General features: G+C 46.5%; 17 protein-coding genes. 9 read left to right on the forward strand and 8 right to left on the reverse strand.

The genetic code is table 11. The features are described 5' to 3' along the window. Positions 1–251 precede the first annotated feature (251 nt). Genes dnaA through gyrB form a run of 4 tightly spaced genes read left to right on the forward strand, consistent with a single transcriptional unit; the run spans position 252 to position 6,399 of the window. Positions 252–1,715: a chromosomal replication initiator protein DnaA gene (gene dnaA / locus CWE08_RS00325; RefSeq protein WP_126764677.1), complete on the forward strand. Its 1,464-nt coding sequence runs from the start codon at positions 252–254 to the stop codon at positions 1,713–1,715. A gap of 40 nt (positions 1,716–1,755) precedes the next feature. Further along, positions 1,756–2,856, forward strand: a complete 1,101-nt coding sequence (dnaN, locus tag CWE08_RS00330; protein ID WP_126764678.1) for a DNA polymerase III subunit beta — start codon at positions 1,756–1,758, stop codon at positions 2,854–2,856. Positions 2,857–2,873: 17 nt separating this feature from the next. After that, positions 2,874–3,968 (forward strand): DNA replication/repair protein RecF, encoded by a 1,095-nt coding sequence (gene recF / locus CWE08_RS00335; protein ID WP_126764679.1) that lies wholly within the window; start codon positions 2,874–2,876, stop codon positions 3,966–3,968. 13 nt (positions 3,969–3,981) lie between these two features. Further along, positions 3,982–6,399 carry a DNA topoisomerase (ATP-hydrolyzing) subunit B gene (gyrB, locus tag CWE08_RS00340; RefSeq protein WP_126764680.1) on the forward strand — a complete coding sequence of 806 codons (2,418 nt, stop codon included), beginning with the start codon at positions 3,982–3,984 and terminating at the stop codon, positions 6,397–6,399. Between the two features lie 238 nt (positions 6,400–6,637). On the opposite strand, the gene CWE08_RS00345 is transcribed toward gyrB, so the two are convergent. From CWE08_RS00345 to glyQ, 3 genes are all read right to left on the reverse strand, one after another. After that, complete coding sequence (locus tag CWE08_RS00345; protein WP_126764681.1) at positions 6,638–6,928, reverse strand: hypothetical protein; 291 nt, start codon at positions 6,926–6,928, stop codon at positions 6,638–6,640. 261 nt (positions 6,929–7,189) lie between these two features. Beyond that, positions 7,190–9,259 carry a glycine--tRNA ligase subunit beta gene (glyS, locus tag CWE08_RS00350; protein WP_126764682.1) on the reverse strand — a complete coding sequence of 690 codons (2,070 nt, stop codon included), beginning with the start codon at positions 9,257–9,259 and terminating at the stop codon, positions 7,190–7,192. Position 9,260: 1 nt separating this feature from the next. Beyond that, positions 9,261–10,211, reverse strand: coding sequence for a glycine--tRNA ligase subunit alpha (glyQ, locus tag CWE08_RS00355; protein WP_126764683.1), 951 nt, complete (start codon positions 10,209–10,211; stop codon positions 9,261–9,263). Positions 10,212–10,317: 106 nt separating this feature from the next. On the opposite strand from glyQ, the gene CWE08_RS00360 reads away from it, so the two are divergent. Both CWE08_RS00360 and CWE08_RS00365 read left to right on the forward strand, forming a co-directional pair. Further along, complete coding sequence (locus CWE08_RS00360; RefSeq protein ID WP_126764684.1) at positions 10,318–10,908, forward strand: DNA-3-methyladenine glycosylase I; 591 nt, start codon at positions 10,318–10,320, stop codon at positions 10,906–10,908. Positions 10,909–11,052: 144 nt separating this feature from the next. After that, on the forward strand, positions 11,053–12,366 hold the full coding sequence (locus CWE08_RS00365; RefSeq protein WP_126764685.1) for a serine aminopeptidase domain-containing protein: 1,314 nt from the start codon (positions 11,053–11,055) through the stop codon (positions 12,364–12,366). Here CWE08_RS00365 and CWE08_RS00370 read toward each other — a convergent pair. Continuing rightward, positions 12,283–13,032, reverse strand: a complete 750-nt coding sequence (locus CWE08_RS00370) for a helix-turn-helix domain-containing protein (RefSeq protein WP_126764686.1) — start codon at positions 13,030–13,032, stop codon at positions 12,283–12,285. The two genes, CWE08_RS00365 and CWE08_RS00370, sit on opposite strands and share 84 nt — an antisense overlap. Positions 13,033–13,155: 123 nt before the next feature. Between CWE08_RS00370 and CWE08_RS00375 the strand changes: the two genes are divergently transcribed. Beyond that, the gene (locus tag CWE08_RS00375; protein ID WP_126764687.1) at positions 13,156–13,638 is read left to right on the forward strand and encodes a GNAT family N-acetyltransferase; all 483 of its coding nucleotides are present in this window, start codon (positions 13,156–13,158) and stop codon (positions 13,636–13,638) included. Between the two features lie 146 nt (positions 13,639–13,784). Here the strand turns inward: CWE08_RS00375 and tusA are convergent, their stop codons facing one another. The 3 genes from tusA to fadB form a co-directional block, all read right to left on the reverse strand. Further along, the gene (gene tusA, locus CWE08_RS00380; RefSeq protein WP_126764688.1) at positions 13,785–14,027 is read right to left on the reverse strand and encodes a sulfurtransferase TusA; all 243 of its coding nucleotides are present in this window, start codon (positions 14,025–14,027) and stop codon (positions 13,785–13,787) included. Between the two features lie 407 nt (positions 14,028–14,434). Next, positions 14,435–15,598, reverse strand: a complete 1,164-nt coding sequence (gene fadA, locus CWE08_RS00385) for an acetyl-CoA C-acyltransferase FadA (protein ID WP_126764689.1) — start codon at positions 15,596–15,598, stop codon at positions 14,435–14,437. A gap of 18 nt (positions 15,599–15,616) precedes the next feature. Next, a complete protein-coding gene (gene fadB / locus CWE08_RS00390) occupies positions 15,617–17,758 on the reverse strand; it encodes a fatty acid oxidation complex subunit alpha FadB (RefSeq protein WP_126764690.1) in 2,142 nt (713 codons plus the stop codon). A gap of 259 nt (positions 17,759–18,017) precedes the next feature. Between fadB and CWE08_RS00395 the strand changes: the two genes are divergently transcribed. Both CWE08_RS00395 and CWE08_RS00400 read left to right on the forward strand, forming a co-directional pair. Further along, entirely contained in the window at positions 18,018–20,174 is a 2,157-nt protein-coding gene (locus CWE08_RS00395) for a transglycosylase SLT domain-containing protein (RefSeq protein ID WP_126764691.1), read from the forward strand. A 45-nt stretch (positions 20,175–20,219) separates the two neighbouring features. Beyond that, positions 20,220–21,719 (forward strand): TrkH family potassium uptake protein, encoded by a 1,500-nt coding sequence (locus CWE08_RS00400; RefSeq protein ID WP_126764692.1) that lies wholly within the window; start codon positions 20,220–20,222, stop codon positions 21,717–21,719. Positions 21,720–21,793: 74 nt separating this feature from the next. Here CWE08_RS00400 and trkA read toward each other — a convergent pair whose 3' ends face one another. Further along, positions 21,794–23,176 (reverse strand): Trk system potassium transporter TrkA, encoded by a 1,383-nt coding sequence (gene trkA / locus CWE08_RS00405; protein WP_126764693.1) that lies wholly within the window; start codon positions 23,174–23,176, stop codon positions 21,794–21,796. Positions 23,177–23,178 lie beyond the last annotated feature (2 nt).

Here is a 23,178-nt window from a genome sequence, read left to right on the forward strand (position 1 = left end):
ATAATAGGGGCCAAAATACTGGCGTATAGCAGGTATTTTACGTAGAATGAAAAGCTAAGTTTTGAGTTATTACTAAGGGTGATCTGTTGCCGGATCTGTAACATGATCGGTGTGTTTCTTGAATAACCTCAACACAAAAAAATAGTGTATCGAAACAACATAAAAAAAAGCATCGCAAGGGTGCTTATAAAAAGTGCGTTAGCGCAAAAACAACAATATATATTAAGAGATAGGAGTACATGGGGTGAGCTGTGAGTAATTCACTGTGGAGCGATTGCGCGGCGCGTTTGCAAAATGAGCTGCCTGCACAACAGTTCAATACCTGGATTCGCCCATTGCAGGCGGATTTAGAACAGAACACCCTATTTTTGTATGCACCAAATACTTATGTTGTTGAGTGGGTAAAAGATAAATACTTAAAACAAATCATTACGTTTTTGCGTAGCGCCTCGGGTGAGCAAGCCCCGAATGTTGAATTACGTGTTGGCGGCTCTCGTAAGCCAACCGGATTAGATGCCACAAATGGGGCGGCGGTAACCAATGGTAAAGAAAGGGAGCAGGAAAATTCGGCTTCCGCAGAGGCAACCGGTAATTCTGCTGCAGCCAATGGCAATGCCAACGGAGCCAACACTGGCCGGCAACAATATACACCACAGGTATTAACGAATCCGGTTGATCGGCCAATTTCGTTGCAGCATAGCAATTTACAACCTACCTATACGTTCGATAATTTCGTGGAAGGTCGCTCTAATCAGCTGGCCCGCGCCGCAGCATCGCAAGTAGCCGAAAACCCTGGTAAAGCCTATAACCCGCTGTTTATATATGGCGGCACAGGCTTGGGTAAAACCCATTTGCTACATTCTATTGGCAACGGCATTTTAGCCAATAAACCCGATGCGAAAGTGTTCTATTTGCGCGCCGAGCGTTTTGTGCAAGATATGGTGTATGCCATGAAGCACAACAAAATCGATAGCTTTAAAGAGAGCTACCGTAGCGTTGATGCGCTGCTTATCGACGACGTGCAATTTTTTGCTAAGAAAGATCATTTCCAGGACGAATTCTTCCATACATTTAATTGGCTTCTTGAAGGTAATCAACAAGTTATATTAACTAGTGATGTTTATCCGAAAGAAATTGAGGGCGTGGATGAACGCCTGAAATCGCGTTTTGGTTGGGGTTTAACCGTAGCCATTGAACCGCCAGAGCTACCTACCCGGGTAGCCATCTTAGAGCGCAAAGCGGAAGAACGGAAAACCAAATTACCACACGAAGTGGCGTTTTTTATAGCGAAGCGCTTGCGCTCGAATGTTCGTGAGCTTGAAGGTGCATTAAACCGAGTAATCGCCAACGTTACGTTAACGGGCCGTGATATCACCATTGATTTTGTAAAAGAAGCACTGCGAGATTTGATTGCTGCTCAAGAGCGGTTGGTAACTATTGATAACATTCAGCGCACGGTGGCTGAGTATTATAATATTAAAGTTTCAGATTTAACTTCGAAACGGCGCACGCGCTCGGTAGCGCGGCCTCGTCAGGTTGCAATGGCGTTGGCAAAAGAGTTAACTAGCCATAGTTTACCCGAGATTGGTGATGCCTTCGGCGGGCGCGATCATACCACCGTGTTGCATGCGTGCCGGAAAGTGAAAGAGCTAATTGAATCGGATCATGAAATCCAAGAAGATTACCGCAACTTGAACCGAACGTTATCGGTTTAATGCTGCAGTTAACGAAATAATAATAAGGGGAGTTAGCCGCATGAAATTCACTATTAGTCGTGATGCCTTGCTCAAGCCGTTACAGGTCGTTAGCGGAGCAGTAGAGCGCCGGAATACCTTGCCAATTTTGAGCAATGTGTTGATTCAAGTTACGGAAGATAGCCTGCGCATGACAGGCACCGATTTAGAGGTTGAATTGGTTTCTGAGGTTCCGTTAGAAGGGGCTACACCGGGCGAGGTTACGGTACCCGCGAAGAAGTTTTTAGATATTGTGCGTTCGCTTTCTGAAGGCGCAGATGTGAAGTTCGATGCTTCTGACGATAAAGTAGTGGTGCGGGCTTCGCGCAGCCGTTTTACCCTGAGTAGTTTGCCGGCGAGTGATTTTCCCAATATTGATGAATGGGAAAGTGAAATTCAGATTCAAATGGCACAAGGTGATTTGAAAGATTTAATGGAAAAAACGCATTTTTCCATGGCCAACCAAGATGTTCGTTATTATTTGAATGGTATGTTGTTTGAAGTGAACGACGATGTGTTGCGCACGGTGGCTACTGATGGGCACCGTTTAGCGCTTTCGGCGGTTTCCTTAGAGCAAAGCGCATTGCCACATAAACAAGTGATTGTGCCGCGCAAAGGTGTTTCTGAGCTTCTGCGTTTGTTAGGCGATGATGATGCGCCGGTATCACTTTCGCTTGGCCAAAACCATATTCGGGTTACTACTGGTAACATGACGTTCACCAGTAAATTACTTGATGGCCGCTTCCCTGATTATCGGCGAGTATTGCCGCAGGGTGGCGATCGCATTGTTGTGGCCGACCGCGATTTGCTGCGCCAATCTTGTGTGCGCGCATCGATTTTATCGAACGAAAAATTCCGTGGCGTGCGTATGGCGCTTTCGCCAAACGAAGTAGTACTCACTGCAAATAACCCAGAGCAGGAACAAGCAGAAGAACGCTTGGAAGTTGATTATTCGGGGGAATCGTTTGAAATAGGCTTCAATGTTACTTACTTACAAGATGTTTTGAATGCTATTCAAGGCGAGCAAGTTAAGTTAACTTTGAGCGATCCAAATAGCAGTGCCATTGTTGAAGACAACGCCGATGACGGTGCGCTGTACGTGGTTATGCCAATGCGCCTATAGAGCGCGTTGCCGAGTTTATGCAGTTAACCCAGCTCGCGATTTCGCATTTTCGTAATCTTGAAACAGTAAAGCTGGAGCCGGCCGCCGGGATCAATATTATCGGTGGTGAGAACGGCAGTGGTAAAACGAGTATTTTAGAAGCCATTTATAGTTTGGGGTTTGGCCGTTCGTTTCGAACGCATCAATCTCGGCAGGTGGTGCAAGATGATAAAGATGCATTTACTCTTTTTGCGCGGGTGCAATCATCCTCTGCGGTGGATGAGGAAGCATTGAAGGTAGGCTTTCGCCGGCAGCGAAATGGCGATACCGAAATACGCATTAATGGTGAAAATGAGCGAAAATTTAGTGCACTGGCGAAATTGATGCCGGTGCAGCTGATAACACCCGAGGGCGTTTCGCTTGTTACCGAAGGGCCGAAGCTTCGTCGGCAATTCATGGATTGGGGTTTGTTCCACGTGGAACAATCGTACTATTCGAATTGGCTTACATTCTCACGCTTACTGAAGCAGCGTAATGCGTTATTAAAGCAGCGTGTTTATGATTCACAGGGTGGCTCGCTTTGGGATCAGCAGTTAGCCGCTGCAGGCGAGGCGGTTACAAATGCTCGGCGAAGTTATCTCGATGGTTTGAACAGCCAGCTTAATCGTTATTGCCAAACTTTTTTACCGCAATATGAGTTTGAATTTAAGCTACAGCAAGGTTGGTTTGAGAGCGTTGAGTTACTTGAAGCATTAAGAGATAAGCTAGAACTCGATAAACGCCAAGGATTTACCAGCGTTGGTCCTAATAAAGCCGAGTGGCAAATAAGGGCCGATGGTATTGATGCCCGTGAGCGGTTATCTCGGGGGCAATTGAAGTTATTAGTAGCGGCTTTGCGCTTAGTGCAAAGTGCTGATTACTACTCGCATCGAGGCGAGCCTTGTGTCATCTTAGTGGATGACCTTCCGGCAGAATTGGATAGCGAGAACCAACAGAAATTCTGTGAAGCATTAGTACAGAGTGGAAGTCAGGTGTTTGTTACGGCAATACATCAAGAAGAACTAAAAAGCCGGTTCCAAAACACCGAAGCCCGATTGTTCCACGTGGAACAGGGAACGATCAAAAATGATTAAACAGGAATAATTTATGTCAGCTAGCAATTACGATCAGTCGAACATTAAAGTTTTAAAAGGGTTAGACGCGGTTCGAAAGCGCCCGGGAATGTATATCGGGGATACCGATGATGGTACAGGCCTACACCACATGGTATTCGAGGTGGTGGATAACTCAATCGATGAAGCGCTAGCAGGCCACTGTAATGAAATCTATGTCACCATGCATACAGATGGCTCGGTTTCTGTGCGTGATGATGGCCGGGGTATTCCTGTTGATATGCACGAAGAAGAGGGTGTTTCTGCGGCCCAGGTTATCATGACCGTTCTTCATGCGGGTGGTAAATTTGATGATAACTCTTATAAGGTTTCTGGTGGTTTGCACGGTGTAGGTGTTTCGGTAGTAAATGCCCTCTCTGAAAAATTGCAGCTTACTATTCACCGCACTGGTAAGGTTTGGAAACAAACTTACACGCACGGAAACCCTGATTCCGATATTGAAGCTGTTGCGGATACAGAAAAAACCGGTACTGAAATTCGTTTTTGGCCAAGCCATGAAACTTTTACGCAAACCGAATTTCATTACGATATTCTCGCCAAGCGCGTGCGCGAACTTTCCTTCTTGAACTCTGGGGTTTCCATTCATTTGATTGAAGAGAGCTCAGGCCGCAGAGATCATTACAAGTATGATGGTGGTATTGCCGCTTTTGTAAGCTACTTGAATGATAAAAAAATGCCCATTCACCCAAAGGTATTTCAATTTTCGATTGAGCGTGAAGATGGTATCTCGGTAGAAGTTGGCTTGCAGTGGAATGATTCATTCCAAGAGCATATTTATTGTTTCACCAACACTATTCCGCAGCGCGATGGTGGTACTCACATGGCCGGGTTCCGTGCCGCGCTAACACGCACGTTGAACACCTACATGGAGCAGGAAGGCTTTACTAAGAAAGCAAAAACCAGCGCCACGGGTGATGATGCCCGGGAAGGTTTAACCGCCGTTATTTCTGTAAAAGTGCCGGATCCGAAGTTCTCTTCACAAACTAAAGATAAGTTAGTTTCTTCAGAGGTGAAAACAGCTGTTGAACAGGCTATGAACGAACATTTGGCAAATTATCTGTTGGAAAACCCAACTGATGCCAAAATTATCGTGCAAAAAATCATTGATGCCGCTCGCGCCCGTGAAGCGGCACGAAAGGCCCGCGACATGACTCGCCGCAAGGGTGCACTTGATTTAGCAGGCTTGCCGGGGAAACTGGCGGATTGCCAAGAAAAAGACCCAGCACTTTCAGAACTCTACATTGTGGAGGGTGATTCTGCGGGTGGTTCTGCGAAACAGGGCCGGAACCGCAAGAACCAAGCTATTTTGCCGTTGAAAGGTAAAATTCTGAACGTAGAAAAAGCGCGTTTCGATAAAATGCTTTCTTCACAGGAGGTTGCAACCTTAATTACCGCGATGGGTTGTGGCATTGGACGTGATGAATATAACCCTGATAAAACTCGCTATCACCGCATCATTATCATGACGGATGCGGACGTGGATGGCTCTCACATTCGTACGCTCTTACTTACTTTCTTTTACCGGCAAATGCCGGAATTGATTGAACGAGGCTATATCTATATTGCGCAACCACCTCTTTATAAAGTGAAGAAGGGTAAGCAAGAAAGCTACATTAAAGATGATCCAGGTTTGATTCAGTATTTAACCACGTTGGCTCTCGATCGTGCATCGTTGCACGTAAATGCCGAAGCACCAGGAATTGCCGGCGTGGCACTCGAGAAGATGGTGCGGGATTATCAATTTGCTATGGACACAATACAGCGCTTAAGCCGAGTATTGCCAAAGCATATGCTAGCGCGTTTGGTTTACGCCGAGCGCCTTACGCCTGAGAACATGAAAGATGAAGCCTATGTAAAGGTTTGGGGAGAGAAATTCACCAATGATCTGATGGATAAAGAGAAGGATTCCGCATCTTACGAGGTTTTAGTAACACGCAACGAAGAACGCGGTGTGTATCTGCCTACAGTTCGTTTGCGTAGGCACGGCGTATTTACTGATTTCCCGCTTACCTACGAATTTTTAGTTTCGCGCGATTACGATCGCTTGGCTACTGTGGGTAATGATATTAACGGCCTCGTTGAAGAGGGTGGTTATGTTCAACGCGGCGAAAAAGTACAACCGGTGGACGATTTCGTTGAGGCAATAGAATGGCTTATCAATGAATCGAAGCGTGGCTTGTATGTGCAGCGATACAAAGGGCTAGGTGAGATGAACCCTTCGCAGTTGTGGGAAACAACCATGGATCCGGATTCACGCCGTATGCTACAGGTAACCATTGAAGATGCGATTGGTGCCGACCAGTTGTTCTCTACACTTATGGGCGATGATGTTGAACCGCGCCGTGCGTTTATTGAAAGTAACGCATTGAAAGTAGCGAACCTAGACGTTTAGGGCATAAACCTGAGCATAGCCCTAAGCGTTAACGAGCAATAATACTCCAAACGCTAGGCATTTAAGTTTAGTAGAAAGCCTGAATCAGCAACTGCCGATTCAGGCTTTTTTGTGTTGCAACCCCATGGCGGCCATAACACTGGCTAGCGGATTACTGCAGGGCTTAACTCGCGGGCTATGAGGCGAGGCCGTTACGAGAAGTGGCACTGCGCTAATCAACTTCTTTACCGCGTAAAGGCTAGTTATGTTTCTGCTGGTTGCGAGCCATGTGAAAAACCACAAGAGCAATAATAGAACCGGGCGTTGCAAGAAATGCAAACAAAACTGTGGCTAGCGAATTCGGATTTACACTATCTTCGGCAACCATATTTGGAAACATGAGTTGGAAGATAAAGTGAAACACAAACACCAAAACAAATGGCATTAGCCCCGCAACAAATAACCCAGTAGCATAATGTTTGATTTTACCGGCATTAACACCAATCCAAACGCATATCGAAAACGCAAAAATGTAAACGAGAAATGCCATAGCGGTTGCCCTTCCTGATTCAGTTGGCATGCAGCGAGTAAAATTAGAGCTCGGGTTGGCGCTGCCACATTAGTTCTAACGAGATAATCCTGCCAAGATAATACTATCAAGATATTAACATCAAGATGATCTGTAACTCATTGCCAAGCGTGCTTTTGATATGAAGAAAGTGCATAGAAGGATATAAAAAAACTGCCGCTAGCGAAACACTAACGGCAATTTTTGTTTTTGGTACTCAGTAAAAGCTGGCTACTAATAGCGTTATTGAAGTAACGAAATATCAGCCACTTTCAAGAACTCACCGCGAAGCGCGTTGAGTAGTGCTAAACGATTGTTCCGTACCTTGCTATCTTCCGCATTTACCATAACGGAATCAAAGAAGGTATCCACAGGTTCCCGAAGCGTTGCTAGAGCACTCAACGCAGCGCTGTAATCACCGTTAGTAGCGGCAGCGCTAACAGTTTCTCGGATGCCGTTTAAAGCATCGTAGAGCGCGATTTCGGCAGCTTCGGTTAGTAGTGCCTTATCAACTACGCCGATCTCACTTTCGGCTTTTGCCAGAATATTGCTTACCCGCTTATTGGCAGCGGCTAAGGCTTCCGCCTGAGGGTTGGATCTGAATTCCGCAACCGCCTTAACCCTATTGTCAAAATCCAGTGCTACCGTGGGCCGACGAGCTAATACGGCTTGAATGACATCAACGCTGATCCCTTGTTCTTGGTACCATGCGCGGAAGCGGCCGAGTAGGAAATCAACTACTTGCTGATTCACCTCAGCTGGATTCGAAATGATTGCGGCATAGCTTTTTACTGCAATGCCCACCAAGTCGTTTAAATCCAACGGTAGTTTTTTCTCAACTAAAATGCGAATCATGCCTATAGCGGCTCTTCGTAAACCAAATGGGTCGCGGTCGCCCTTAGGCGTTTGGCCAATGCCAAAAATACCCACCAATGTATCGAGTTTATCCGCTAGCGCTACAGCACATCCTTCTAGGGACGATGGTAATGCATCGCCGGCAAATCGCGGCCGATAATGGGCTTCAATGGCTTGAGCGGTTACTTCTGATTCACCATCATGGCGGGCATAATGCATGCCCATTACGCCCTGAACTTCTGGAAACTCCATAACCATTCCAGAAACCAAATCGGCTTTTGCTAATAAGCCTGCGCGCGCTGCCGCAGCAGCATCGGCATTTAAGGCTTTGGCAATTGCACCTGCATTCGCCTCAATGCGGCGTGCTTTATCGCCTACACTGCCGAGCTGCTTTTGGAATAAAACTGAATCTAATTTACTCACACGATCAGCAAGCTTTGTTTTCTTATCGGTATCGAAAAAGAACTGCGCATCTGCAAGGCGAGGGCGCACAACTTTTTCATTACCGGAAACAACTTGAGCTGGATCTTTACTCTCAATGTTGGTAATAAAAATAAAGCGCGGCAACAAGTTACCTGTTTGGTCAACCAGCGGGAAATAACGTTGGTCGTCTTTCATAGTATAAATAAGTGCTTCTTTCGGAACGGCTAAGAATGCTTCACTGAAACCAGCTACTAGGGCAACCGGATACTCCACTAAGGATGCAACTTCGTCGATTAGATCTTCATCCCAAACTGGCAGGGCATTTTCTCTTTTCGCTAGTTCGGTTACTGCTTGTTGGATTTTTTCCCGGCGCTCAGCGAAATCCGCAATCACCCACCCTTTACGCAGAGTTTCTTGATATTCATTGGCGTTTTGTACTGTTAAATCATCCGGATGATGAAAACGATGTCCGGTCACCTTATTGCTACTTACAATACCAAATAATTTCGCCGGTAGAACTTCATCGCCTAAAAGCACGGTAAGGCGATGCAAAGGGCGAATAAAGTGATGTTCACCGGAGCCCCAACGCATTGTTTTTGGAATGGGCAACTGTTTTACCGCAATTTCTAAAAAGCTCTGCACTAACTCTTTCAGTGCTTTACCCGGCACGGTGGCTTTGTACATCAGCCACTCACCTTTATCGGTTTTTAACCGATCGGCTTGCTCTACACTAATTCCCATGCCACGCGCCCAACCTTGGGCGGCTTTTGTTGGGTTACCATCGGCATCAAACGCGGCGGCAATAGCTGGCCCACGCTTTTCTACCACCTCATCTGCTTGAGCGGTTTCAACGCCACTTACTAATACGGCAAGGCGCCGCGGTGAAGCGAATGAACGAATGTTGGTATAACCTAAGCGCGCTTCTTCAAGCTGATTAGCGATACTTTGCGTGAAGCTCTCACTTAAACTTTTTAAGGCTTTTGGTGGCAGCTCTTCGGTGCCAAGCTCGATCAGTAAATCGTTATTCTGATGCATGCTATGCTCCTTTTTTGCTGCTTTGATACTGAGAAATGGCTTCCTTAGCGAGCTCAGGCTCGGCTAATGGGAAACCGAGTTCAGCACGGGAGGCGTAATATACTTCGGCACAGGCTTTAGCCATGGTGCGCACGCGTAGAATATAGCGCTGGCGTTCCGTTACTGATATAGCCTGGCGTGCATCGAGTAAGTTGAATGCATGGGAAGCGCGCATAACTTGCTCGTATGCAGGCAAGGCCAAACCATTTTCTATCAACAATTCACATTCTTTCTCACAAGAATCGAATCGGCTAAACAAAACCTGAACATCGGCATATTCAAAATTGTAAGTTGATTGCTCAACTTCGTTTTGATGAAATACATCGCGATAGTAAATGGTTCCGCGCGGGCCGGTTGTCCAAACTAGATCGTAGATACTATCAACGCCTTGAATGTACATGGCGAGGCGCTCAAGGCCGTAAGTGATTTCACCGGAAATCGGTTTGCATTCAATGCCGCCTACTTGTTGGAAATAGGTGAACTGAGTAACTTCCATGCCGTTAAGCCACACTTCCCAACCTAAACCCCAAGCACCAAGGGTTGGTGATTCCCAGTTATCTTCAACAAAGCGAATATCATGAACCAGCGGATCAAAGCCTAATAATTTTAATGAGCCTAAGTACAGCTCTTGGATATCAGAAGGAGAAGGCTTCATGATCACTTGGAACTGATAATAATGCTGCAAGCGATTTGGATTTTCGCCATAACGGCCATCAGTAGGGCGGCGGCATGGCTGCACGTATGCGAAGCTCGCAGGTTCAGGGCCAAGCGAGCGTAAGAATGTCATTGGGTGAAAGGTTCCAGCACCAACTTCCATATCAAGCGGCTGCACGATAGCGCAGCCCTGTTGGGCCCAGTAATCTTGCAAGGCAAGAATTAGGCCTTGAAACGTTTTTACATCAAATTTTTCCATGGGATTTCCACTTAATTCGGCCGAATGTACGCTAACTCTATTTCTAGCGACGTGGGTTTGTGTGATTATACCCTGAGCAAACCACCAATTTACAGGGAGAAACGCTATGGATCGAAGCAAATCGCAAATTAATCGCTGCCCATGGTGTGGAGATGCCGAAGATTATCAAGAATACCACGATAAAGTGTGGGGTAGGCCCGTTTATGAAAGCCACGATTTGTTTGCCAAACTATGCCTTGATGGCCAACAAGCGGGGTTAAGTTGGATTACGATACTGCGCAAACAGGCAGGTTACGAAGCGGCATTTCATGACCTCAATCCAGAAGTTTTAAGTTGCATAAAAGGCGATGAGCGAAACCGCTTTATCGAAGCGCAAATGAGCAACAAGGACATTGTACGTAATCGGTTAAAAATAGAATCGATCTTCCGAAACGCCGATGGTTTCATGAAGATAGAAGAGGGCGGCGAAAACTTTTCGGATTTTCTTTGGGCTTTTGTTGGCGGTTCGCCGAAGGTTAACTACCCAAAAACCATGGCAGATATCCCTACTAGTTCGGCAGAATCAGAGGCAATGTCGAAAGCATTGAAAAAGGCTGGATTTAATTTTGTTGGGCCCACCATTGTGTATGCTTTCATGCAAGCCGTTGGTATGGTGAACGATCATCTGGTTGATTGTGAGTTTCGAGAGGTTAATTAACCGAGCTCCTCGCGCTCATGTTCCACGTGGAACATTAAAGTTGCATAGGGAACTGGCGGTAAATTATTAAAAATTCACCTCGTTTATTACTACCAAACTCTGAACTTGAAAAATTTACCGAACATAAATAGGGAAGCACCCGAAATGGAACAAAAGCTTGGATGGCAAGCGCGCTTTCTGTTTGCCGTTATTGCCGCAATATCGGTATCTGGCTGTACCGCAATGATCGAAAAGCAGATTTTGAATACGGCTCCGGTAATCACTGGGGTGGGCGACCTGAAAGCAGAATATGCCAAAAATAGATTTTCGTACTGTACGCAAAAAGTGGCTGATACCCAACAGCTAAGGCTGCAAAGTAGCGACCGTGAGCCGGCAGACCCAAGGCCTGAAAGCGCTGGGCTTAAAAACACCAGAAGCGAACACACTGGAAACGAACACACTAGAAACGAGAACCCCCAGCATTGCGTTACCTATTATGATTTTGCCGAATTTCTCTTAGAACTGGATGGCGAAATTAAGAGTATACCGAAAGGCTCTTTCGAATTTACGGATGCAAACTATCGAGAAGAAAACTATCGAGAAGAAAACACGGAGGCGCTCAACTTTAAAGAAAGGATGGAGTTTCGTTTTCCTGATCTATCAGGAAATGCACCCTTAGTGATCGTAGCGCCTGGCTATGGCTTGAGTGCAACACATATGATTTTACCTTGGGCCTCTTGGTTTCGCTCTATGGGTATGCACCCAATCGTCTTGCTGGGGCCAACAGAAGCTAAGCCGATGCAATTTGGCTTAAATCACACACAAGCTGTTGCAACAATGCTCACAGAGCAATATCCGAATCGAGACATTGTGCTATTCGGTTTCTCCATGGGCGCTCTTGGTGCATTGGCTATCGAAGCAGAGCTTCTTGAAAAGGGGATGCGGCCACAAGCATTAATGCTCGTGGCCCCGATGAACAATTTTCGCGAACAAGCATTATCTGCTTACCACACCATGCGTGCGAACGATTGGAAGGTGCGTTGGTTCGTGCCAGAAAGCCGATTTTCAAAAGCCGTGGATCGAATCATTCTCGCGAGTAATATCCATGAGGAAGAATTGCTTTTAAAGCCTAAGCTCATAAACGCCCGAACACCTATGTTCGTTGCGGCAGGTGAAGGAGACTCCCTAGTAAAATATGGAGAACTGCGCGATATTTTGAATTTACCAGGTGAACAGGGCGGCGAAGCATATCAGCCGTACCCCGGACATCCTGAATTTAATGTAGTGATTGAACCGTTGGCGAATGATGAATCTCAGTTCGTGAGTATTCCTCGATTTAATCATGCCGCCATGTTTTTCCTATTACGCCCATTACGAACACCTTTGCAAGAATGGTTAGGCACGCGGGTAGAGCTTACGCTCGCGCCAGAAACCGAGTATCCCGAACACAACGAGGAACAAGCCGAAACCTTGGAGTAGGCCATTCACAGGACGGTGTACTATAGAGCCTTGGTTAATACCTTGCCGATACCAAGTTCGATAAATCGTGTTATCGTCGTTTTCTAGCTCTTCAGTATATTGGCTGCCGCGGTTTTCGAAAGTGAGAATAAACTTTTCATCAAGGCGGTCTGTTATTTCTTGCTGTTTAGCTAAAAACTCTTCGCTGTTGGAGGAGAAAAATGCGCCACCTGGGTGACTTTGATTCCAGTTTCGGTAGATATCAACGGATTCGTTCTCATAGATATGGCCATATGACATGTACTCATATTGCTTTTCTGGAAAGATACTCGCAGTGTAACCAAGATAAAAAAGTGGAATCGCAAATGCAATCGCTAAACTGGATAAGGTAATTAATCGAGCGCGCTGCTGCAAATATTTAGTTTGTTGATTGTTCAGTAGCGTATCGATATCTGCGATCTGGGTAAGTTTATTGCGAATGTAACTTTGCCCCAATGGTGCCAAAACTTCGGTTAAGCTCAAGTTGAGCGCTTCATGCCAACGGCGGAAGGTTTCATTACTTGGTAATGAACGGTCGTTTTCTAGTTTTGATAGAAATGATTGCTCAATACCCATCTTCTCGGCGAGCGCTGGCTGGCTTAATTCCAGTTCGTTACGGCGTTGTTTTAGTCGTTCTCCAAGCGTCATTTTGATATCCTCGTATTATTGCTGTTTTCCGCAAACGCGCCAGTGCGTTTTTGTATCGCGGTGAGGTTATTCTTTGCTATGTATTGTGGCATAAGAAGATGAATAAAGGGGAATCTTAAAGAAATGTTACGAATAGAAGCAGTAGATTACAAAAATGCAGTACATGCAGCCGCATTGCTTGAGCTTTTAGATCATTATGCCCAAGATCCTATGGGCGGTGGCGAAGCTTTGCCGGCAAAAACACGGGAAAACTTAATTGCCGAAATGGCAGCACGTTCTACAGTGTATAGCTTTATTGCTTGGCATGAAAAAGATGGTGCAGTGGGGTTAATCAATTGCGTTGAAGGCTTCTCAACCTTTGCCGCGAAGCCAGTATGTAACTTGCATGATATTGCGGTTCGGGAAGGTTACCGGGGCCAAAATATTGGCCAAAAGCTCATTGCAGCGGCAGCCGAAAAAGCGAAGCAGCGTGGATGCGTGAAGCTAACCTTAGAGGTACTTAGCGGCAACGAACCAGCGCGTTTGGCCTATCGGAAATTCGGTTTTAAACCTTACCAACTCGACCCGGAAATGGGGCAGGCAGAATTTTGGGAGTTTAAGCTTTAGTTTTAGCGTTGTGTTTTGATGTTGAATCAAGCAAGTAGCGCAACTGAACTAGCGTTTATTGCAGCAGGGCTATGTAGCTCCCGGACCTGTGTCTTTGGCTCCTGCGCCTGATGTTCCATGTGGAACATGCGGGCTAGAGCTTATGATCACAAACCTTTCTGAATCAGATAACGATAGGACATTTCGTCGGTTTGCTCAGCGAGCAGTTGATGGTCCATGAAGCGGCAAAACGCAGGGATGTCTCTAGTGGTAGCTGGGTCATCAGCCAGCACTAGAAGCGTTTCTCCATTTTTCATTTGCCGAATCTTCCCCCGAATTAGCATTACTGGCTCAGGGCAGCGCAAACCTTGCGTATCGAGCTGGAAATCTGCGTTGCTGAATGGCGCCATGCTTCACCTCGTTAATTAAATGAACCTGGGGTAGCAAACCCAGCAAAAAGCCTTAACAAAAAAACTTTAACTTAGTTACATAAAATGAATATTTGTGGCCACACATGGCACGCTTTAATGAGTGCCGAAGCCGAATATGCCTTGCCTAAGTATATTCTGAAGCTAATAAAAAATCCCATAGTGCGAACACACTATGGGATTTTATCGTATACCGACAAACATTAAAGCAAAATTAGGAACTTGGTGGCGCGTTAAAGTGTTTAGTAAACGTACTTAGTAAACGTACTTAGTAAAAGCATCTAGCTAAAATATCTAGCTAAAGTAGCTAAAAAAACCAATGCTGCTTCCTTTACGCCTTCAAGAACATGCTCTAAAAGCATATTTTCCCTCTAATATGTTGGCTATTTTTATACGCGTTCAAACACGGTAGCAATACCTTGGCCCAAACCGATACACATGGTTGCTAAACCGAGTGTTGCGCCTTTTTGTTCCATAAGGTTAATCAGCGTTGTGCTGATACGAGCACCCGAGCAACCAAGTGGATGGCCAAGAGCAATAGCGCCGCCGTGTAGATTCACGTGGGTATCCATCTTGTCTTCCATTTTTAAACCGCGCATAACCGATAATGCTTGGGCGGCAAAGGCTTCGTTAAGCTCGAACAAATCAATATCACCTAAGCTCAAGCCTGCACGCTTCAACGCTTTTTCGGTTGCCGGAACTGGGCCATAACCCATGATCGAAGGATCACAACCGGCAACGGCCATTGAGCGGATGCGAACACGTGGTGTTAAACCAAGCTCTTTAGCTCGCTCTGCCGACATAATTAAGGTTGCAGCAGCACCATCTGAAATAGCAGATGAAGTACCAGCCGTTACCGTACCATTGGCCGGGTCGAATACCGGACGTAAACCAGCAAGGGCTTCTACAGTGGTTTCTGGGCGAATCACTTCATCATGCTTGAATCGCTTTAACACCCCGTGCTGATCATGGCCGTTTATTGGCAGAATTTCACTATCGAATTCACCATTTATGGTGGCTTCATGAGATAACCGATGTGAGCGAGCTCCAAATGCATCTTGCTCTTCTCGAGTAATACCGAATTTCTTGCCCAATAACTCGGCTGTTAAGCCCATTGAACCAGCGGCTTTCGCCACTGACATATTCAAACCAGGGTGAAAATCAACACCATGCATCATCGGCACGTGACCCATGTGCTCAACACCACCAGCGATAAAGATATCACCATTACCGGTTTGAATAGCACGGGTAGCATCGTGAATAGCCTGCATGGAAGAACCACACAAACGGTTTACGGTTACTGCGCCAACTTTGTGCGGAATACCAGCCAAAAGTGCGCTGTTCCGGGCAACGTTAAAGCCTTGCTCTAGGGTTTGTTGTACACAGCCCCAATAAATATCTTCTAGCTCGTTAGGGTCAACGTTAGGGTTCCGGGCTAACAAGCCTTTCATCAATTCCGCTGATAAATCTTCGGCCCGCACATTGCGGAATGCTCCGCCTTTTGAACGGCCCATTGGGGTACGAATTGCATCTACAATAACGACGTCTTTCATAACATTCTCCGTTCGTGGTTAGCTTTTAAAATAAGTGCCGCCGGTTTTCGCTTTCTCGCGTAAACCATCAGTTACTTGATAAATTTCACCGAGATCTGCGTACTTATCGGCTAACTCAACAAATTTCTCTAAACCTAATGTTTCTAAATAACGGAATGCGCCACCACGGAATGGAGGGAAACCTAAACCGTAAATCAAGGCGATATCGGCTTCTTCGGCGGAATCAACAATGCCTTCTTCTACACAGCGTATCATTTCGTTAACCATTGGAATCATGCAGCGCGCAATAATTTCATCTTTATCGGCGGTTGCAGATTTTTTGCCAATGATTTCATACACATCGGGGTTTACCACTTTCTGAGGGCGCCCGCGCTTATCAACACTGTATTCGTAGAAACCTTTGCCATTTTTCTGGCCATAACGCTCAGCTGCAGCCAACTTTGCAATAGCGCCGTTATCATCACGGGCCATACGCGTTGGGAAGCCTTCAGCCATTACGTTGGTAGCGTGATCGGCTGTGTCCATACCGACAACATCACATAGGTAAGCAGGACCCATAGGCCAACCAAATTCTTTTTCCATCACTTTATCGATACCGGTAAAATCGATATCGTCGTCAAGCAGTTTGCTGAAGCCGGCAAAGTAGGGGAATAACACTCGGTTTACTAGAAAGCCTGGGCAATCATTTACTACGATTGCTGTTTTACCCATTTGCAGTGCGTAAGCAGTTACGGCAGCGATAGTTTCATCAGAAGTATGCTTACCACGAATGATTTCTACCAACGGCATCTTGTGCACTGGGTTAAAGAAGTGCATGCCACAGAAGCGGCTTGGATCTTCTAAGCTTTCAGCGAGCTTATCGATAGAAATAGTAGAGGTGTTTGAGGTAATAATGGCATCTTTCGCTACTACTTTTTCTACTTCCGCTAAAACAGACGCCTTGATTTTCGGGTTCTCAACAACGGCCTCAACAATGATATCCACATCGGCAAGTTCGCTATTATTCAATGTAGGCGTGATTGAAGTAAGCGTTTTAGCCACAACTTTTTGGCTAATCTTGCCACGCTCTAACGCCTTACCCAAAATTTTCGAGGCTTCGTTTAAGCCTAAATCAAGCGCATCCCGGCGGATATCTTTCATTACTACCGGCACGCCTCGAGAAGCTGATTGGTAAGCAATGCCACCACCCATAATGCCCGCACCTAACACACCGGCTCGGCTAATTTTCTTAGTGGCTGATTTAGCAACTTTCTTGCTTTTGCCTTTAACGAGCTGGTCAGCCAAGAAAATGCCCACTTGTGCACGAGCTGCATCGGTTTGCGTGAGCTTCACGAAAAGCTCATTTTCGATGTTCAATGCTTCTTCACGCGCTTCGCCCGCACCACGCTCAACTACTTCTAAAGCTGCGTGAGGTGAAGGGTAGTGCTTACCTGCTTTCGCCCAAATCATACCTTTAGCGGTACTAAACGACATCAGCTTTTCCGTGTCATTGGCTTTTAAGGCTTCTAACTTAGGTTGGCGTTTGGCTTGCCAGTCGAGTTCACCGGCGATGGCATCACGAAGGATGCTAAGAGCACCTTCTTTGAGGTGATCACTGCTGGTAACTGCATCGATCAAGCCAACAGCGAGAGCTTTTTCCGGCTTGTGGTTCATGCCGGTAGTAATTGCTTCTAATGCATTATCAGGGCCAATTACTCGTGGTAAGCGCACGGTGCCACCGAAGCCGGGAATTAAGCCTAACTTCACTTCGGGTAACCCAATCACAGCAGTTTCATCAGCAATACGATAATCACAGGCTAAAATGGCTTCACAGCCTCCGCCAAGGGCAAAGCCATTTACAGCGGCAACACTTGGAACTGGCAGATCTTCAAGTTTGTCGAAAACTCGCGATGCTTTATGCACCCAAGTTTTGGTTTTTTCGAGGTCAGCGAAAAGAGTAAGGAATTCTGTGATATCGGCACCAACGATAAATGTTGGCTTGGCACTACGAACTAATACGCCTCGTAAATCGCTATTACCGGAGAGTGAATCAAGCGCTTCACTAAATTCAGTTAGTGTTTTCTCATCAAACTTGTTGACTGAGCCCGGAGCATCGAAAGTAATTTCCGCAATGCCTGGCTCGATAAAATCAACGTGAAGGTTATCACCTTTGTAGATCATCTTAGGTCTCCCGACTAGTGAGCAGAGTAAATCCCTACTAACATACAATTCTTGCGTGTTGTGTTTGGCAAAATTATTCTATTTTCGTTCCAAATAGACATTTTTTCACGCATACACGTATTCTACGTAAATGTTGTTCATCAGTGATTACAACGAACATAAACAAGAGTATGGTAAAAAATTCGCCAGTAATCATCCCACAACCGCGAATAAAATTAAACACCCGTTTGAAAGTAACCTGTGAGTAAATTAAGAAGTAATGCGAAAGTTTAAATTCAAAGCAGAAAAAGAAAAGGGCCAGAAGGGTGTTGTTGCTCTAATCGCGGCACTTGTAGTTACCCTTTTTTGTTCCCTAAGTTTGGCAATCGCGAGCGATATCAGTGCAAATAATGCTTCCCACCAACAATCTGCGCCTTTAATGTGGCCCCAGCTGGCACCCACATCAACAGGGGTTTCGGCTCTTGCCCGTGGAGCCTCTGAGCCAGAAACTGGCTTACAATTATTAATGAAGCCGTGGGGCATTTTAGTGGATGAAAAGCTCGAATCACAGCGCCAAGCCTTTGTTGATATCGAAGAAATGATTAATCGGCGCCAGTTTACTCAAGCACAAGAAGCAATGCTGGCAATTCCTGATTACCCACTGTTTCCTTATTTGGAAGCGGCACTGTTAGAAGCAAACTTGCGCATGGAAAACGAAGCTGTAATTGGTGAGTTTTTAGCGGAACATGGTGATGAAGCGTTTGCGCGTTCGTTGCGAACCAGCTGGTTGCACATGTTGCGGCGAAATGATGAAGCCGCACTTTATTTACGCGATTACACACCGCAATCATCGGCTTTGCTAGCGTGCCAAGCATTACGGTACCAGTATCGCAATTTAGTCGATTATAGTAGCGAGGAAACCCATGCATTTTGGCTATCAGTTACCGAATACTGGACCCAAGGTGAGAGTTTACCCTCGGCTTGCGATAGCTTGTTTCGTTTGTGGGCAGAGGCAGGGTATCGCACTGAAGATGTAGTTTGGGAGCGCATTCAGTTGGCTTTAAATGCGCGGCAAAATTCGCTGGTGCGGTATTTGAGCCGGTTTATTTCAGAAGATAAAAAGGCGCTTTTGAGTTTGCAACGGCGAGTATTGGCAAACCCAAGGGTGGTGCAGCGCTATCATGAATTTACCAGTGATGAACCGTTCATTTCCGAGTTAGTATTGAATGCCCTCAGCCGGCTGCGGTGGAATGATCATTGGAGTACCATAGCGGCGTGGGAGCATTATCAAAATAGGCTCAGCTTTAGTACCGAACAAACTCAGAGCATGAATGCAGATATCGCCGTAACCTTAGCATTGCGTGGGGAACCTGAGGCGATTGAATGGTTTCAACGGCTGCCAATTACGGCGATGTCGAGCTCAGTGCAACAGTGGTATTTGGCGAGTTTGCTTGAACAAGAGAAATATAAAGATATTAACGAATTTGTGCTCGCATTGCCCGCTAGCGAGCAAGCTCAACCACAATGGTTGTACTGGCGTGCCAGAGCCCTTGCGGAAATGGGTTATTTAGAAGATTCCACAGAACTCTTTGTGCAAGCCGCTCAGAGCCGAAACTATTATGGTTTCATGGCAAGCGCGCGAATGTCGTTACCGGCGAACTTGCAACATGCGAGCACACCCTTAGTGGTAGATGATTTAACCGCGATTAGCCGCCGGCCAGAAGCCCTCCGCGCACGAGAACTTCGGCATCATAACCGCCTTTTAGAGGCGCGCCGAGAATGGAATAATTTGCGTGCGCGAGCACCCGCCGAAGAGCAAATCTTAATCGCGGTGTTGGCTTCCGAGTGGGAGTGGCACGACCAAGCAATATTTGGGCTTGCAGGAACCAACGCGGTGAACGATGTAACTCGGCGTTTTCCGCTTGCTTATGCGAGCTTAATTCGAACTCAATCTGAATCCGCGAATATCCCGCCAGAATGGGCTTTCGCAATAGCGCGAAGAGAAAGCTCGTTCCAAGCGGATGCGGTTTCACCAGTGGGCGCCCGCGGGTTAATGCAAGTAATGCCTACTACCGCGGAATATATTAATCGCCGAAGCCCAGGCCCTACCAATACAAGAAGTGCAAGGTTCCGCATTGATGTGCCGGAAGATAATGTGCGCATGGGCACCCAGTATTTAGCTGAATTGTATCGCCGTTTTGATGGTAATTGGCTCTTTGCTACTGCCGCATACAACGCCGGGAGTAACAGGGTTCGTGAGTGGATTCCGGGTACCCCGGTGGCGGCTGATTTATGGATAGAGTTGATTCCCTATCAAGAAACACGCGATTATGTAAAAGCGGTAATGGCATATCAGCAAATTTATGCGATGTTGCTGGGAAATAATGCTAATGTATTAAGGCCCTTAGTGCGCATGCAGGTTAGTTCAGGCGGCTAGGGAACACCTAAACTAGAATAATATTTGCCGAAAAAAGGGCTTTTCATGCAAGTACGCACAATATTGCGGATTCTTGGGCTTCTTATCGCTGTTTTTAGCGTTACCTTGCTGCCCCCAGCAGCACTTGCCTATTTTTATGAGGATGGTGGCGGTTGGGCATTCTTATCGGCATTCGTTCTCAGCCTCGCTATTGGTTTGTTGATTTGGTACCCAAACCGAGATAAACGCCAAGAACTCAAAACTCGCGAAGGCTTTATTATTGTGGTTATGTTTTGGGTGGTGCTGGGCTCAGTGGGTGCTATTCCCTTCTGGATGCCGGATGCCTATTCTTTAAGCTTCACCGATTCTATGTTTGAATCTTTTTCGGCCTTAACCACAACTGGGGCCACGATTCTTACCGGCATCGATGAGCTCCCCCATGCGTATCGTTTCTATCGCCAGCAGTTGCAATGGCTCGGTGGTATGGGGATTATCGTATTGGCGGTAGCCATATTACCGATTCTAGGCATAGGTGGCATTCAGTTGTATCGGGCCGAAATGCCAGGGCCCATGAAAGATTCGAAAATGACCCCGCGTATTGCCGATACGGCGAAGCAACTTTGGTATATCTATCTGGGCATTACGATCGCCTGCGCCTTAGCCTACTGGGCTGCCGGCATGACACCCTTCAACGCGGTTGGCCATGCATTCTCTACTGTGGCTATTGGCGGCTTTTCTACCCATGATGCCAGCATGGGGTATTACGATAACCCCGTGATTCACATGATTTGCGTGTTGTTTTTGCTGATTGCTGCAGTGAATTTCGCACTGCATTTTGCTGCTTTTCCGCGTATGTATAGCCGCCGTGTTAACGGTAAGAATGAACGTGATTGGAGTAAAGGCTCACTACTCACTTATAGCCGAGATCCGGAATTTCGGGCTCTAATGGGTATTCAGTTCGCGTTAATGCTTGTGGTTGTTCTCACATTAGTGAGCCAACGCTTTCACCCAGATTGGAGCGATTCACTGTTCCACGGCATATTTCAGGCGGTATCGATTGCAACCACGGCGGGCTTTACTACCGAAAGTTACGTAACTTGGCCGCTGTTTTTACCGGTTCTGTTAATTTTCGCCAGTTTTATCGGCGGCAGTGCGGGCTCAACGGGTGGTGGTTTAAAAGTGATTCGTGTGCTCCTGTTATATCGGCAAGGTAAGCGCGAAATCGATCGGTTAGTGCACCCAAAGGGCGTGTTTACGGTAAAGTGGGGCGATAAAGCATTGCCCGATAGGGTGGTGCAGGCGGTGTGGGGTTTCTTCGCAACCTACGCGTTGCTCTTTGTGATTATCATGTTGTTGTTTATTGCCACAGGCTTAGATGATTACTCGGCCTTTGGCGCCACTGCCGCAACGCTGAATAACTTGGGCCCCGGCCTTGGTGAGGTAGCATCGAATTTCACCACAGTTTCCGACCCTGGCAAATGGATAGCAATTCTTTCGATGCTCTTCGGGCGTTTAGAAATTTTCACGTTGTTAGTACTGTTCACGCCGGCATTCTGGAAACACTGATGCTTGCAAGCACTGAGTAGCCAAAATTTAGCGTGCGGTTAAAATCTAGCGTGCGGTTAAAATCTAGCGTGCGGTTAAAAGTATAGAGCGCCAGGTGCGAATAGGCGCTCGATTTCGTTTACATATTTCTTATCAACTAAGAAAAGTATTACGTGGTCGTCGGATTGAATTAAGGTATCGTCGTGCGCGATCAATACTTCTGAGCCTCTCACTACGGCGCCAATGGTAGTACCGGGTGGTAATTTTAATTCACCCACTTCGCGGCCTACAACCTGAGAGGTTTTTTCATCACCTCGGGCCACTGCTTCAATGGCCTCGGCCGCCCCGCGGCGCAACGAATAGGCGCTAGCGAAATCAGATCGATGAATGTGTTTTAAGAGCGCAGAAATCGTGGCTTGCTGCGGGGAAATTGCCACATCGATTTCGCCGCCTTGTACTAAATCTACATAAGCACTGCGCTGAATCAACACCATGGTTTTCTTCGCACCCATGCGCTTGGCTAAAAGCGCCGCCATGATATTTGCTTCATCATCATTCGTTACCGCGATAAACGCATCGATTTCCTCAATCCGTTCCTCGCTAAGCATTACCTGATCGGTGGCGTCACCATGTAATACCAGCGTTTTCGAGCTTAACTCGGCGCTTAGTTGTTCTGCGCGCGCTAAACCAAGTTCAATAATCTTGATTTTGTGGGTTTCTTCTAACTGTCGAGCCAAGCCGGCACCAATATGGCCGCCGCCCATGATCATAATATTCTTGTAACGGGCTTCAAGTGGCTGCAATTCTTCCATAACAGCGCGAATATCTTTTGAATCCGCCACAAAGAACACCTCATCATCGGCTTCGATAATGGTGCTACCTAGCGGGCGAATTGCGCGGTTTTGCCGGAAAATAGCAGCTACCCGGGTATCGATATTTGGGATGTGTTTACGTAGGGCAGCAATGGCGTGGCCAACTAGCTTACCCCCGTATGAAGCTTTTACCGCTACCAAACTCACTTTCCCTTCGGCAAACTCAATCACCTGCAAGGCGCCGGGATAATCGATTAAGCGCTTAATGTAAGTGGTTACTAACTGTTCAGGCGAAATAATGTGATCAACGGGAAGCTGTTCTTTACGAAATAACTGATCATGATATTTGGTGTATTGTTCTGAGCGAACGCGAGCAATTTTCATGGGCGTATTAAAAATACTATGAGCAACTTGGCACGAGAGCATATTTACTTCATCCAAGCTACTAACCGCAATTAACATATCGGCATCATCCGCACCAGCTTGGCGTAACACATCTGGGTGTGCGCCGTTGCCTTGAATCACTCGCAAATCATGCTTATCTTGGAGCTGAGATAACAAAGCTCGGTTTTGGTCAACTACCGTTACTTCGTTGCGTTCGCTTACCAAGCTTTCAGCAAGTGTGGCCCCAACTCGGCCGGCTCCCACAATAATCACTTTTTTCATGT

It is taken from the genome of Aliidiomarina iranensis (genome assembly GCF_003987135.1).
Lineage (GTDB): Bacteria > Pseudomonadota > Gammaproteobacteria > Enterobacterales > Alteromonadaceae > Aliidiomarina > Aliidiomarina iranensis.

Excerpts from the sequence above, each read along its gene's own strand:
- fadB (WP_126764690.1), bottom strand. The coding sequence starts at position 17,758 with ATGATCTACAAAGGTGATAACCTTCACGTTGATTTTATCGAGCCAGGC.
- trkA (WP_126764693.1), bottom strand. The coding sequence starts at position 23,176 with ATGAAAAAAGTGATTATTGTGGGAGCCGGCCGAGTTGGGGCCACACTT.
- glyQ (WP_126764683.1), bottom strand. The coding sequence starts at position 10,211 with ATGGAAAAATTTGATGTAAAAACGTTTCAAGGCCTAATTCTTGCCTTG.
- CWE08_RS00360 (WP_126764684.1), top strand. The coding sequence starts at position 10,318 with ATGGATCGAAGCAAATCGCAAATTAATCGCTGCCCATGGTGTGGAGAT.
- CWE08_RS00395 (WP_126764691.1), top strand. The coding sequence starts at position 18,018 with ATGCGAAAGTTTAAATTCAAAGCAGAAAAAGAAAAGGGCCAGAAGGGT.
- gyrB (WP_126764680.1), top strand. The coding sequence starts at position 3,982 with ATGTCAGCTAGCAATTACGATCAGTCGAACATTAAAGTTTTAAAAGGG.
- CWE08_RS00365 (WP_126764685.1), top strand. The coding sequence starts at position 11,053 with ATGGAACAAAAGCTTGGATGGCAAGCGCGCTTTCTGTTTGCCGTTATT.
- CWE08_RS00370 (WP_126764686.1), bottom strand. The coding sequence starts at position 13,032 with ATGACGCTTGGAGAACGACTAAAACAACGCCGTAACGAACTGGAATTA.
- recF (WP_126764679.1), top strand. The coding sequence starts at position 2,874 with ATGCAGTTAACCCAGCTCGCGATTTCGCATTTTCGTAATCTTGAAACA.
- CWE08_RS00400 (WP_126764692.1), top strand. The coding sequence starts at position 20,220 with ATGCAAGTACGCACAATATTGCGGATTCTTGGGCTTCTTATCGCTGTT.
- fadA (WP_126764689.1), bottom strand. The coding sequence starts at position 15,598 with ATGAAAGACGTCGTTATTGTAGATGCAATTCGTACCCCAATGGGCCGT.
- tusA (WP_126764688.1), bottom strand. The coding sequence starts at position 14,027 with ATGGCGCCATTCAGCAACGCAGATTTCCAGCTCGATACGCAAGGTTTG.
- glyS (WP_126764682.1), bottom strand. The coding sequence starts at position 9,259 with ATGCATCAGAATAACGATTTACTGATCGAGCTTGGCACCGAAGAGCTG.
- CWE08_RS00345 (WP_126764681.1), bottom strand. The coding sequence starts at position 6,928 with ATGGCATTTCTCGTTTACATTTTTGCGTTTTCGATATGCGTTTGGATT.
- dnaN (WP_126764678.1), top strand. The coding sequence starts at position 1,756 with ATGAAATTCACTATTAGTCGTGATGCCTTGCTCAAGCCGTTACAGGTC.
- CWE08_RS00375 (WP_126764687.1), top strand. The coding sequence starts at position 13,156 with ATGTTACGAATAGAAGCAGTAGATTACAAAAATGCAGTACATGCAGCC.